General features: G+C 54.8%; 14 protein-coding genes. 8 read left to right on the top strand and 6 right to left on the bottom strand.

Annotated features, from left to right (window positions below; translation table 11 throughout):
- Window positions 1-121 precede the first annotated feature (121 nt).
- From CXF87_RS20425 to CXF87_RS20405, 5 genes are all read right to left on the bottom strand, one after another.
- Complete coding sequence (locus tag CXF87_RS20425) at window positions 122-877, bottom strand: alpha/beta hydrolase family protein (protein ID WP_008957786.1); 756 nt, start codon at window positions 875-877, stop codon at window positions 122-124.
- A 79-nt stretch (window positions 878-956) separates the two neighbouring features.
- Window positions 957-2,684, bottom strand: coding sequence for a mechanosensitive ion channel family protein (locus CXF87_RS20420; protein WP_101147991.1), 1,728 nt, complete (start codon window positions 2,682-2,684; stop codon window positions 957-959).
- Between the two features lie 204 nt (window positions 2,685-2,888).
- On the bottom strand, window positions 2,889-3,422 hold the full coding sequence (locus CXF87_RS20415) for a GDYXXLXY domain-containing protein (RefSeq protein WP_008957788.1): 534 nt from the start codon (window positions 3,420-3,422) through the stop codon (window positions 2,889-2,891).
- Window positions 3,406-4,506: a DUF4401 domain-containing protein gene (locus CXF87_RS20410; RefSeq protein ID WP_101147990.1), complete on the bottom strand. Its 1,101-nt coding sequence runs from the start codon at window positions 4,504-4,506 to the stop codon at window positions 3,406-3,408. Before CXF87_RS20410 ends, CXF87_RS20415 begins: the two co-directional genes overlap by 17 nt.
- On the bottom strand, window positions 4,503-5,474 hold the full coding sequence (locus tag CXF87_RS20405; protein WP_101147989.1) for a DUF2157 domain-containing protein: 972 nt from the start codon (window positions 5,472-5,474) through the stop codon (window positions 4,503-4,505). Before CXF87_RS20405 ends, CXF87_RS20410 begins: the two co-directional genes overlap by 4 nt.
- Window positions 5,475-5,687: 213 nt before the next feature.
- On the opposite strand from CXF87_RS20405, the gene CXF87_RS20400 reads away from it, so the two are divergent.
- The 5 genes from CXF87_RS20400 to msrQ all read left to right on the top strand — a co-directional run bounded on the left by CXF87_RS20400 (window position 5,688) and on the right by msrQ (window position 9,968).
- Window positions 5,688-5,963, top strand: a complete 276-nt coding sequence (locus tag CXF87_RS20400) for a hypothetical protein (RefSeq protein ID WP_008957791.1) — start codon at window positions 5,688-5,690, stop codon at window positions 5,961-5,963.
- Window positions 5,964-6,008: 45 nt separating this feature from the next.
- Window positions 6,009-6,710 (top strand): response regulator transcription factor, encoded by a 702-nt coding sequence (locus tag CXF87_RS20395; protein ID WP_101147988.1) that lies wholly within the window; start codon window positions 6,009-6,011, stop codon window positions 6,708-6,710.
- A gap of 17 nt (window positions 6,711-6,727) precedes the next feature.
- Complete coding sequence (locus tag CXF87_RS20390; protein WP_101147987.1) at window positions 6,728-8,260, top strand: HAMP domain-containing sensor histidine kinase; 1,533 nt, start codon at window positions 6,728-6,730, stop codon at window positions 8,258-8,260.
- Window positions 8,261-8,331: 71 nt separating this feature from the next.
- Entirely contained in the window at window positions 8,332-9,348 is a 1,017-nt protein-coding gene (gene msrP / locus CXF87_RS20385; RefSeq protein ID WP_008957794.1) for a protein-methionine-sulfoxide reductase catalytic subunit MsrP, read from the top strand.
- Entirely contained in the window at window positions 9,348-9,968 is a 621-nt protein-coding gene (msrQ, locus tag CXF87_RS20380; protein ID WP_101147986.1) for a protein-methionine-sulfoxide reductase heme-binding subunit MsrQ, read from the top strand. The genes msrP and msrQ overlap by 1 nt, the downstream gene beginning before the upstream one ends.
- A 20-nt stretch (window positions 9,969-9,988) precedes the next feature.
- Here the strand turns inward: msrQ and CXF87_RS20375 are convergent, their stop codons facing one another.
- The gene (locus CXF87_RS20375) at window positions 9,989-10,567 is read right to left on the bottom strand and encodes an NAD(P)H-dependent oxidoreductase (protein ID WP_008957798.1); all 579 of its coding nucleotides are present in this window, start codon (window positions 10,565-10,567) and stop codon (window positions 9,989-9,991) included.
- 201 nt (window positions 10,568-10,768) lie between these two features.
- Here CXF87_RS20375 and CXF87_RS20370 point away from each other — a divergent pair, with 201 nt between their 5' ends.
- From CXF87_RS20370 to CXF87_RS20360, 3 genes are all read left to right on the top strand, one after another.
- Window positions 10,769-11,671 (top strand): LysR substrate-binding domain-containing protein, encoded by a 903-nt coding sequence (locus CXF87_RS20370; RefSeq protein WP_101147985.1) that lies wholly within the window; start codon window positions 10,769-10,771, stop codon window positions 11,669-11,671.
- 140 nt (window positions 11,672-11,811) lie between these two features.
- Window positions 11,812-12,030, top strand: coding sequence for a DUF1656 domain-containing protein (locus CXF87_RS20365; RefSeq protein WP_008957805.1), 219 nt, complete (start codon window positions 11,812-11,814; stop codon window positions 12,028-12,030).
- A gap of 35 nt (window positions 12,031-12,065) precedes the next feature.
- Window positions 12,066-12,962, top strand: coding sequence for an efflux RND transporter periplasmic adaptor subunit (locus tag CXF87_RS20360; RefSeq protein WP_101147984.1), 897 nt, complete (start codon window positions 12,066-12,068; stop codon window positions 12,960-12,962).
- The last annotated feature ends 1 nt before the right edge of the window (window position 12,963 follow it).

Here is a 12,963-nt window from a genome sequence, read left to right as displayed (position 1 = left end):
AGTCACTGTACCCTGTCAATGAGTAGGATCTTTGCTTAAAGCCCAAAGGCAGCCATCATCACAGTTACGCCTCTTAACTACAGAGATGGGCTTTTTGAATGGGAAAATAATGAACGGTGACTTACAGGTGTTTTGAAAAGAAACCCAGGAGCAACTCGTGATGCTTATTCTGCCCTGAGCTACTCGGTATATGATCTTCACCTTCGTAGTAGTGCACTTCTGGGGAACGGCCATGCTCGTGCAGGCGTTCTTCCAGGCGCTTGGTCATCTCCACCGACCACATTCGGTCTTTGGTGCCATGGGAAAGCAGCAGCGGCCCAGGGTAGCGTTCGATTTCGATCGGCGTGGTCGGCAGTAAGTCTTCGTGACTATTACGCCATGTCCAGGCGCGTTTACTGACATCCCAGGCTTGCCAGCCTGGATCCCCTCCATCGCGAAAATTACGTGCATCAAAGGCCCCGCACACAACATCTGGTGGGCTGTGGGCGGCGATAGCATCAGGTGCGCCTTCGATCTTATCTCTTGCCATTAGGGAGGCGAGCAATAACGCATGCTCGGCGCCGCGTGAGATGCCATACAGCCCTACCCGCTTATCAACGAACTGGAGTTCTCGTAGGGCTTTAAATGCCTCCACGCTGCGATCCAGTGGGTAATCGATAATATGCCCCGCGTTCCATGCATTACCGCCGCTTGAGTAACCATAAGGGAACGCCAAGAAGCCATGGGCTGCGAATAGCATCGCGTCACGATGGCTCCACCCCGCCCATGCGCCTTCAGAACCATGCAGCAACATGAGGGCTGGAAAAGGGCCATCGCCCGGTGGGCCATAAGTAACGCCCCAGCCGGGTATCAAACGCTGCACGATATCTAAAGGCATCTAAAAACAATCCCTGACTTCTTAGGCGGTCTATTTATCATCTGCGCGAAAGCCTCATCTGCCGCTGCACAAACACCCTTTATTCAGATGGTTTTACCTCAACACTATCCACTTCCCCCGAGCTTTTTCCTTGCGCCCCACGAGCAATATCGTTGTGACTAATCACCACAATTTCACGTGGCCACCACTCTGGATGGTTATCACGGATATACGCCAATAGCCTCTCTCGCACGTTCATCTCTGCCGTCCAGCCCGCTAGCGGGTCTGACGTCATAAGGTAACAGGTGACAGTTTGTGCCGTTCCTGTTTGAGCGGTCACGTAACACAGCAATTTATGGTGTTCGATAACACTATTTTCCTCTTTGGCTACTTCGAGGAATTTATCTCTTAACAACCCTATATCGGCACTGAGGTGGAGTGTCAGCTCTAGCGTCCGATACATCTTGGTGCTCTTCACCGACAAATTATCGAAAGGCTTAGACGTAAAATAGGTGACGGGCACAATCAAACGCCGCTCGTCCCATGACCTTAAGCGAATAAAGGTGTAAAAAATGCCTTCTACATAACACCACTGGCCTTCAAAAATCACCAGATCGCCAATACGAATAGGCTTGGCAAACGACAGCTGAAACGACGACAGGATATTACCCAGCACCGTTTGACCCGCGACACCCACCAGTACCGCTAACACACTGGCAGAGGCCAGAATAGAAAGGCCGAGGGATTCAAAGAGCTGAATCTGTCCCAGTATATAAATCGATACACCGGTCACGGTGATCAGAATAATAATACGGCGCAGCGCGTAGAGAGAGGTTAGCAGCCTGCGCTCGTCTCGAGGTTTCGTGTCATCAATTTCGCCCACTAATCGCCGCGTTAAACGCAGCATAATCGTATCTACCAAGCGCAACGCAATCGTGCCAGCTCCCCAGGCAAGAATACTGATTAACAGAACTCGAAAGGTCGTCGTGGCGACCGCCGAAAATGACACGACATAATCCAGCAGTACCTGGGTGACCAATGACATCACAATCAGCGCTGCGGGCATGCCAATCTGGCTGGCAAAAATGCTCGACACGCCCGAAGGCAGCCATTTCGACATCACCCCTATCAGATGATGAACGCCCCACCCCACCATGCCGACGAACAGCAAAAAGAGCGGAATGGCGATCCATTCCCAAATCCGCAAAAGGCCAAACGACGCCTGGAAGCGCTCTGGGATGTAGCCTTCCAGCATTGACGGACCGTACTGCTCATACAGCACCGGAATATATGACACGCTAATGGGCATGATCAGCCAGACGGGCTCTTGATCACCGACCCGATACCTACCTAGACGAATATCGTAAGTTTCTCCACTGGCCTGCATAGAGGAGACTTCGATATTGCGGCGCGCCTCACCGACACGCGGGTTTTGGCCCGAAGAGTCTTCAATAACAGCGTCTTCCCGCCCCGGCAGATCAGAAACAGTCAGCCATTCACCACGTTGGAAAATCTCGGCCAATTGCCGGGCCAGTTCACGCCCCTGCTCTGGCTGCTCTGCTTCCGAGAATTCGGCAAGATTGAGTATATGGGCAGCGGCTTCATACTCCTCTTGATCCGTCAGCTCCAGGAAACTCCTGATTGACTCACGGGGCGTCACCCGATTCGCTTCTTCGGGCGGCTCGCCGAGCCCCGAGTTCAAGGCGTCGACGGTAAACCATCGACTGCTCTCGCTCTCTCCTCCTTGAGTTTGCGCTGCGCATAGGCTGGAAAAAGTTAGTGCTACCACCAACAAACACCATGCGAACCACGAGCTTTTTACTTTCATAAATACCTTAGTGAAGTAGGTGGGCCACGTTGCCGACCGCCGACAGGCTAATGACTAGCCAGCCCAACCTGCATCACAGGGCCATCCTTGTCAGCGGGAGGACGAATTACAGCCTACCTTTCTGCATGGTGCAAGGCGTAGCATGGTCACCCGGCTACTAGAGCAAGCCATTAAGAACAAGCAAAAAGCCTTGCTGGCTAGTCATTACTTAGCTATTTCACCCAGTCGATCCAGCTCATCATCATGCAAAGCAACCAGCAATGGCTCGCCCTTGGTATTCACACGAAACTGGCCGTAATGAGCAGTCTCATAGTGTTCAGCATCGCCTTCCTGAAAAAAGAATGCATCGGTGGCCAAGCGCACCTGACCATTGCGCAGCCGATACTGTAGTTGCCGTTCGTCGTTACCCAGCGTGCCCTCGCCGTCTGCCAATCGCTGAAAATGGCCAATGCGCTGTTCGTCCAAGCGCACGATAGCGTAGCCATCATGCGCTTTTGGAGTGTCGCTGCCATGGTGGCTTTGCAGCGCGCGCTGAATATCGTTGCTAAGTGCAAAGTTGAGGGCCATGTAGTCGCCCTGCATTAACGAGCGCGGGTCGACTGGCGCCAGCTCCAGATAAACGACTTCGCCTTCTGCTAAGTGGCGCTCTTTCTGCCAGATTGACCCGTTCACCACTGTCAGGATCAGCAATGTAGTCGCAATGACAAGAGCCCGGTACCACTTAACGCTCAGCATCATGGTCTAAGCTCCCATCGTCTGGCGTGGCAACCGGTGTGCTTAACCACTGGCGTAACGCCCAGCGCAATAACAGTAGCAGTCCTCCTATTACCAATAGCGTGAGTGACTTCAGCAACAGCGTGGACTCCAGCCAGTAGTAATAACTGCCAATCCCCAACAGTAGCGACAGCACACCAGCGCCCACCAGCACACGATGACCAATGGCAAAGCCTAATGACATCACCACCACGCCCTGCCCGACACTCGGCACATAAAATGACACGATGAGCAGTGCGGCCGCGCAAGGGTAGGCCGCCCAGCGCCCCCTGGATGAAGAAAAGCGCTGAAACACGCTAAGAAAAACCAGCAGCAACGCCAGCGCTAACAATGCAACACTTAACCACGGCGTTAACCCCGCCCAAGCGCTATCCGTCATGTCATTTAGAAGCGGTAACGCTTGCCCGCTATGAGCCAGCCATTGAATGACCAACAGGCCCAACGGCAAGCCGTACCCCCACGCTTGCACATCCTTAAAACGCCCAGGCCACCGAAACTCATTCAGCCAAAGCAGCGTGATCGCAAGCAGCACAAGTCCGCTCGCCACCGCTGCCATAGCACTCGTTGCCAACGCCATATAGAGAGCCAAGCTGGCGGCAAAGGCAGAAAAACCGCGGTGCACTTGGCTTGGCATTATCAGTGCCAATACACACTGTAAACCAAAGAGAGACCACCCCAGCAGCGCCCAAAGCGAGTCAGGAGAGGCTTCCCACCACGCCACCAATGCCCAGGCGACCAGCAGTTGCCCAGCCAAGCTAATAGCCAGCGCCAGGTGTTCCAGCACATCGCTGCGAGCCCGGCGAAACAGCCCATAAGCCGCACCGATCATCGCTAGACCCAAGCCCATAGACGCCGCTGGGCTCTCCACCACAAACACAACGCCCATGGCGATAAAACCGAGCAGAAACAGCGCCGCCAACCAGCCTGAAAAGGCCTGTAATGCCCGTACGAACCAAGGCGTTTGCAGTTGCGCTGGGGAAGTGGGCTCGTTTAACAGAATACCCGCTTGGCTGAGCCTAACGCTTAAATCATTAACGTTGTTCGTCACTGGGAAAGCTCCCGATGTAGCCGCTTCAGCCATACTACGGCCCCGGCGCCCATCGCCAGTACCGCAATGGTGATCAACAGTAGGCTTCCCTCCTGCCAATCACCTTCCCAGAGCAACAGCCTCGCAAGTAACAGCGTGGTCACCGTTATCAATGAGACACAGCCGCCCGCAATCATAAACAGCTCAGGCCGCCAATAGCGGTAAATGCTATACAGCGCCGCCAACCAGAGCGGATAAATCACCAGCACTGGCGACCACACGAGGCCGACATCAGCGATCAACGTCACCGCTAACAGCGTCATGGGCACCCCACTGCCCACCGCGAGCAAGCGTGGTGCCCACTGCCGTGGCCAGCCCCGGTAACAAGCACCCCACTCCCAGATGATTAATACCAGGGTGTTAACCCCAAACAGCCCCCAAAGTGCGGCATCGCTACTGGCCAAAACGCCAAACGGCCCGCCCCAGGTGCGGAAATAGAGTCCGATAGCCAAATTCAATAACCCTAGCCAAAGCACCCACAGCAGCTCAAAACGTGCCACCCATACCCAGGGCAGCGTCAGCACTGCCCAGGTAAAAAATAGCTGCCACGGGTCGGCACCGGTCTGGTACACCTGCCCGAACAGCGCCAACAGCACGCCCACCAATAAAGTGGCCGATGTTAGCGCCACACGCTGAACCATCGGGCTGGCCTTGGGCCAAATGGCGACAACTACCGCCAGCACCAACGCTGCCTGTACCACGCCAAAGCGCAGCCAACGGCCCATCTCGGCCCAGTTATAAGCTACGAAAAACAGCACCGCGAAGGCCAACGCCAGCCCGCCTAGCCACAGTAGCAATCGATCAACAAACACGGCCCAGGCGCGATTTGATGGGTACAGCCCAGAGGCTTGCACCGCGCGCGTCAGCTCTTCAGGCGGTATTACGCCCTGCTCTATCAGTGATATCAGTTCACGGCGGGTAGATGCCATGGGGACTCCTTGGTGAAACTAACTTGTTGCAACCAGCTTTTTGAAATAAAGGAGTTGGTGTGGTTATCGCACTATCATTCGGCCGCCCGTGACACTTTTGTGAGATTTGCGCGATACACTCTTTAACACTGCGTGATTCTACTGTGATGGTGAGTATCGAAAATGATTTTAAGCCTGCCAGCATGGCAGACTTAAAACCCTGGGGAACTCACGATGAACAAGTTCACTACCTTCGCTGCCATCTGTCTACTCAGCCTGATAGCAACGACCAGCCATGCCGATGAGAAAATGTCTGACGAGGGCATGATGGAAGACAACATGCATGAGTCGATGGAAAATAGCGACATGAATTCGGACGATATGGCCGACTCAATGGGTGACGCCATGAGCGATTCCATGGGCGATTCCATAGACAGTGATATGCAAGATGACAGCATGTCCGAGGGCGATATGGAAATGGAAGAGGACATGGAAAGCGAAGGCATGTAAGCCTCGGCCACACACTTATCTAGGGCATTTAAATGCCAGGCGCCTATGACACGAAACGTACTGATTATCGAGGATAACCCGGGTATTGGGGAGCTCCTCCGTATACACGTCGCCGAACTCGGCATGAACCCCGTTCTTTATGAGCGGGGTGATACCGGGCTTGCACGTTTTCGTGAAGGGGGAATCGACCTGGTGGTTCTTGATCTGATGTTACCTGGCATCGATGGGCTGTCAGTTTGCCGCGAAATCCGCGCTGGCCCAGGCTACGTTCCGGTACTGATGCTCACGGCTAAAAGTACTGAATTGGATCGTGTACTGGGCCTGGAAATCGGGGCAGATGATTACCTCACCAAGCCCTTTAGCGTGGCCGAACTCTCTGCCAGGGTGAAGGCCTTATTCCGACGCGTGGATGCCATGGCATCCACGCCCGTCGCGGAAACCTGCAGTGAAGCGTTAATCACCGATGGACTACGTATTGATCCCGTTCGGCGGCGAGTGTTTATACACGAGCAAGCCGTCGAACTCACCGCGCGGGAGTTTGATCTGCTCTGGCACTTTGCCAACCATCCCGGGCGGGTATTTAGTCGTGTTCAACTACTCGACGCTGTGTGGGGCTACAGCCACGAAGGCTACGAGCACACCGTCAATACCCACATCAACCGGCTGCGCGGTAAGATCGAAACGGACTCCGCTCACCCGACATTTATCCAGACGGTTTGGGGGGTGGGCTATCGCTTCCGCGAATAAAACATGCTGAAAAAACCATGCTGAAAACACTTTACACCCGGCTCGCCCTCGGCCTGTTTTTGCTGTTGCTGGCCGTCGGCCTGCTGTACACCTTTATCAGCCTGTATTCGCTGCGTGAATACAGTGCGTCAGTCAATCAGGCACTGCATCAGGATCTGGCCCAGAACTTAGTGTCTGACAGGAACCTAGTCCGCGACGGTGAACTTGACCGTAGCGCCATGGAAGAACTGTTCGCCCTCTACATGGCCATTAACCCTAGTATCGAGATCTACCTGCTGGATCTCGATGGCACTATCCTCTCCTATTCGGCAGACCCGGCGAAAATCAAACGCAATCAGGTCTCCCTGGCGCCCATCAGCAGGCTAATGGATGACATGAGCCTTTACCCGCTACTCGGCGATGACCCTCGCAGCCATGATCGGCAGAAAGTCTTTTCCGTTACCCCGGTGCCCTCCGCCAATAAGCCGGAAGGGTATCTTTATGTGGTGTTGCGGGGTGAGGAATACGATGCGGCGGAAACCATGGCCCGTGGCGGCAAAATACTCGCAATGAGCGCCTGGGCGTTGCTGGTTAGCCTGGTGGTAGCAATGGTCGCGGGACTGACTATTTTCCACCTACTGACCCGCCGATTGAGATCGTTGACGCGGCTGGTAGCAGAATTTGAAAACAGCAATATGAATCAGAACTCGCCCAGCGCTGGTTTTAACACGACAAGATGGCGCGACAAGCGGCCCGTGGTACGCGACGAAATCGATTACCTAGGGGCATCCTTCGACGATATGGCCAACCGGATTGCCTATCAGATTGAACAGTTGAAGGAAAAGGACGCCCAGCGTCGCCGCTTGGTTGCCCAGGTATCCCATGACTTGAGAACGCCGCTGGCTTCCATGCAAGGCTATATCGAAAGCCTCAAATTAAGACGTGACCGCCTCAGCCCCCAGGAGCAGGATCGCTTTCTCGATATAGCCCTCAAAGAGGGTCGCAACTTAAGCCGTTTGGTGGATGAGCTCTTCGAGCTTGCTGCGCTTGAGGCGAGGGAAAAGCAGCCGGTGCCTGAACCCTTCCCACTCGCAGAGCTAGTGCACGATGTGGTTCAGAAGCACGGTCAAGCCGCCCAGGAGAGTCAGTTAACGCTAAGCCTAAGCGGCGATCCGGCATTGCCCACCGCCTATGCCGATCTCGCCATGACCGAACGAGTGTTGGACAACCTGATCAGCAACGCCATTACCTACAGTCCCCCTGGCGGCCGTATTGATGTCGTGGTTGGTCAGACGGGCGGCAAACCGGAGGTTTACGTGCAAGACAGTGGCCCGGGCATTGCAGAACAGGATCTGCCGCATATTTTTGATCCCTTCTATCGAGGTGAAGCCTCGAGCGGCTCTGGCCATGCAGGGCTCGGGCTGGCAATTGCGCGCAGAATCATGACCCTTCAGGGAGGTGATATCCGTGTGGAAAACCGCGCCCCTGGGGGAGCGTCCTTCTGCATACGCTTGCCGGTATACACCCCCACTGAGCCGACGTTTAAAAAACGTAATAATTTGGAGAGTTAACTGTGATAAATCTTGTACAAACTGGTCACAGTAGTAACACACACCTTATCCATCGCTAGTGGAGACACCCCATGCTAATAAAGATTGCCAAACCGAGTGACTTACACGAATCCGATGTCACGCCGGAATCTATTTACCTCTCCCGCCGACGCTTCATGGGGGGTATGGCGGGCTTGGGTGCGGGGCTGGCCCTTTCCGGCCACGCTCAAGCTAATGCCGATTATTCGGATGTTCCTGATGGCAATGCGCCAGCGTGGTTGAAGGAAAAAATCAGCGAGACTCAGTGGGAAGCGATTACGCCCAGCGACCCCAAAAAAGACAAGATCGCCCCCTTTGATGATGCCAGCGGCTACAACAATTTTTTCGAATTCGGCACCGACAAGGGCGACCCTGCCCGCCATGCGGGCAGTCTGAAGACGGAACCTTGGAGCGTGGTGGTCGATGGCGAAGTTAACAACGGCGGTCGCTTTGCCCTAGAGGACTTCGCCAAACCGTCACAGTTTGAAGAGCGTATTTACCGCCTGCGTTGCGTGGAGGCGTGGTCGATGGTGATTCCCTGGCTGGGTATTCCACTGGCCGAAATCATCAAACGCGCCGACCCTACCAGCAAAGCCAAATACGTACGCTTTGAAACCCTCGTCGATCCTGAGCAAATGCGCGGGCAGCGCTCCTCGTTTTCGATCATTGATTGGCCCTACGTGGAAGGCTTACGCCTGGATGAAGCCATGAACCCGCTAACGCTACTGGCCATGGGCATGTACGGCCGGGAACTGCCCAACCAAAACGGCGCCCCTCTGCGGCTGGTCGTGCCGTGGAAATACGGCTTCAAGAGCATCAAGTCGATTGTGCGGATATCGCTGGTGGAAGAGCAGCCGGTGAATTCCTGGCAGAAGATCGCCGCTGATGAGTACGGCTTTTACGCCAACGTTAACCCCGAGGTTGACCATCCTCGCTGGAGCCAAGCCACCGAGCGTCGTTTGCCCAACAGCCTCTTCAACCCCAACACCATTGATACCCTAATGTTTAATGGCTATGCCGACGAAGTCGCCGAGCTCTATGCGGGTATGAACTTGAAGGAAAATTACTAATGGCCAGCCCACGTATATGGTTAGCATGGCGCGTGGGCGTGTTTCTGGCCGCGCTAGCACCGCTGCTGTTCTGGAGTTGGCAGGTAGCGACTAACGCTGCCGGCCCCGAGCCTGGACGCTACCTACTGCTGAATATCGGTATCGGCGGGCTGTGGATGTTGCTGCTCACCCTTAGCCTTACCCCACTTACCAAGCTTACCCGCTGGAAAGGCTTTGCGCTGATCCGGCGCCAGCTCGGTCTCTGGACACTCGCCTACGCCACCCTGCATATGCTCAGCTACGCGCTGTTTATTCTGGGGCTTAACTGGGCGCTGCTAGGCAGCGAAATCGTTAAACGCCCCTACATTATTGTCGGCATGATCGCGCTGATCGGCCTTGCCGTACTGGGCGCCACGTCCAACCGCTGGGCGATGAAGCGCTTAGGCAAACGCTGGAAACCGCTGCACAAGTTTTCCTACGCCATTTTGGGGTTGGTACTGCTGCACTTCTTCTGGGTGGTACGCGCCGATATGCAGGAGTGGGCGATGTATGCCACTATTGCGGCGCTGGTGATGGTAACCCGCCTTCCCTCTGTCGCTCGTACGCTACCTAAAATTCGTTACCGGTTTAGTCGTGCTTAGGGACATATGACGTACAAAGCTTAGCCAAGTACTTTACGCAGATGGTCGCGGTAATCGGCTTGGTTGCGGTCTACCTGCGGTACTTTCATCACATCGTTGGCAATAAACGTCGGCAGCGACTCTAGACCGATAAATTCCTGAGATTTATGGAACGGGAAATAAACACCATCCACGCCACGCCCTTCAAAGAAATTATCCGGCTCTTCGAACGCTTCCAAGGGGGCGTTCCAGGTCAGCGACAACATATAACGACGGCCCTGTAGCAAACCACCGCTGCCATACTGCTTGGTTGGGTCTTGGCGGCTGCGGCCATCACTGGCGTAAAGCGAACCGTGACCCTCGGTGAACACTTCATCAATGTAACGCTTCACGATCCAGGGCGCGCCCATCCACCAGCCAGGCATCTGGTACACGATCGTGTCTGCCCATAGGTAGTTTTGCACCTCGGTTTCAAGATCGTAGCCTTGATCAATGACCGTCTCACGAATTTCGTAGCCCATCTCCGTCAGCGTACTCACCGCCACGCCGTGTAGCGTATTGTTGAGCTCACCGCCAGAGTGTGCAAAGGCTTTACCACCATTAATCAGCAGGATCTTCATTTAGCAATTTCTCCCAAAGAGGTTCACCATCATCGCTAACGAAAGTAGACATGATGTTAATGGCGCGTATTGTGGGAGTTATGGCGAAAAAAAAGAAGCGATGCTGCGGCAAGACACTTTTGATTTAAAATCAACAATGCTCATCACTGACCATTAAGGGGTTTGAGAACGTTGTGAAAAGCACTTTATGAGAAACACATCATGAAAAGTACCCTTGAAGAGCAGCAAGCCTTTGTGACAGTAGTGGATAGCGGCTCAATCACCGGCGCCGCCGAGCGGCTGGGCATCACTGTTTCCGGGGTGAGCCGCTCACTCAATCGTCTAGAGCAGAAACTCGGTGCCACACTACTGCGTCGCACCACGCGCCGTTTGGAACTGACGGAAGAGGGCGAAACATTTCTGAACCACTGCCGCCGTATTCTGGCCGCCGTGGAAGAGGCCGAAGAAGCCATGCTGGATCGCCACAACCAGCCTCAAGGCAGGCTCCGGGTCAACGCAGCCCCTAGTTTTATGCAGTTCGTGATTGTGCCGGTGATTGGCGAGTTCCGCGCCCGCTACCCCGGTATTACGCTGGAACTGGATACCCACGACCGGTTTGTCGACCTGCTGGAACAGCGGGTCGATTTAGCCATTCGCATCGGCGATTTGGAAGACTCATCCCTTCACGCCCGCCTGCTGGGCCATAGTCCGCTGCGACTTCTCGCCAGCCCCACCTATATTGAACGCCACGGTGCTCCGCAAAACATTGATGAATTAACGCAACACAGCCTGATGGGTTTTAGTCAATTAGAACACCTTAATCAGTGGCCGCTCACCGGCGCCGACGGCAAGCGTTTACACATCACACCTACCCTGTCGGCCTCCAGCGGCAGCACGCTAATAGAGCTGGCCATCGCCGGAGAAGGGATTGTTTGCCTGGCCGACTTTATGACCATCGCTCCCCGCCAGAAGGGGTCACTGATCGACGTATTGCCCGACCACACCGAGCTGCAGACTCAAGCGGTCAACGCCGTTTACTACCGACAAGCCACGCTTTCTCAACGCACTCGCTTATTTATGGAGTATCTGGCCGAACGGTTACCAGGGAAGTATTTGCAAGGATAAAGGGCTTATAACGTCGCTAACCCTGTTCGACTTCATCATTTTTTCCGAGTATTAAAGGGAGACAAAATACCTGACCCATCTATTGTTAACAGGCTAATATTACTTTCATCATTATCAACACCCTGCCACGTAAGGATGTTATGGGTCTTCAAGAAATTGCCGTTGGCGGCATCTATCTCAGTCCACTGCTGATCTACGCGCTGATTGCTTTTATCGGCACACTGGTCATTCGCTCACTGCTGCACTGGATGGTTGGCGAGTACGCACTCTGGTATGAAGCCTGGTTCGATATCTCGCTTTTTGTCATCTTAATGGCGGCGACCACCTTCCTGTTTACCGTCTTGCTTGAACGCCTTTAATACAGTCCTTGTGACAGCCCTTGAGAGAACCGTTGATGCGCCCTTCGCTTCGTATTTTGCTCACCTTGATCATCGTTGCCATTGCCATCGCCGCCGGTGCCTGGCTATGGCGGTACTATCTCTATACCCCATGGACCCGCGACGCTCGCGTTCACGCCGAGGTCGTCACTATTGCACCGGATGTCTCCGGCTGGGTGCGCAGCCTAAATGTCGCTGACACCGACCATGTAACCCAGGGCGATACGCTGTTTGAGATCGATGACACGCGTTACCAGGCAGCGGCGAATAGCGCCCAGGCCACGGTCAATCATCGCCAGGCAACGCTGGAACTAAGCCGTGCCGAAGAGAGCCGTCGCAACCAGTTGAGCAACAATCGAGCGATTAGCGCAGAGAACCAGCAGATCGCCCAGATCAACTCGCGGATTGCCGAAGCCGATTTGCAACAGGCCCAAGCGGAACTGGCCAGCGCCCAGCTTGATTTGGCGCGCACCCAGATAAGTGCTCCCGTCAGTGGCCACATACTCAATGTGCAACTCAGCACGGGGACTTACGTCAATCGCGGCTCCCCGGTCATGGCGCTGATTGCCGAAAACTCTTTCTATGTCGTGGGCTACTTTGAAGAGACTAAAATGCCCTCTATCCAGGTTGGCGCGCCGGTCGAGGTCGTGCTGATGAATGGCGATACACACCTGGAAGGACGCGTCGTCGGTATTGGCCGCGGCATTGCCGATAGCAACACGACCCTCAACCAGCAATTGCTACCGCAGGTGGAGCCCACCTTTAGCTGGGTGCGACTGGCGCAGCGTATACCGGTGCGCATCGCACTAGACGAGGTGCCCGATGACACGCTGCTGAGCGTTGGCATGACGGCCACGGTACGCGTCGAGCCAGCCGAGTCTACCGACGAACTCTCGACCCAACAGCCCGAGTGAC

This window comes from Halomonas sp. MES3-P3E (assembly GCF_002836035.1).
GTDB classification, from domain to species: domain Bacteria; phylum Pseudomonadota; class Gammaproteobacteria; order Pseudomonadales; family Halomonadaceae; genus Vreelandella; species Vreelandella arctica.
The sequence above is the reverse complement of the archived record's forward strand: the minus strand, read 5'-3'. Positions and strand labels throughout refer to the sequence as shown.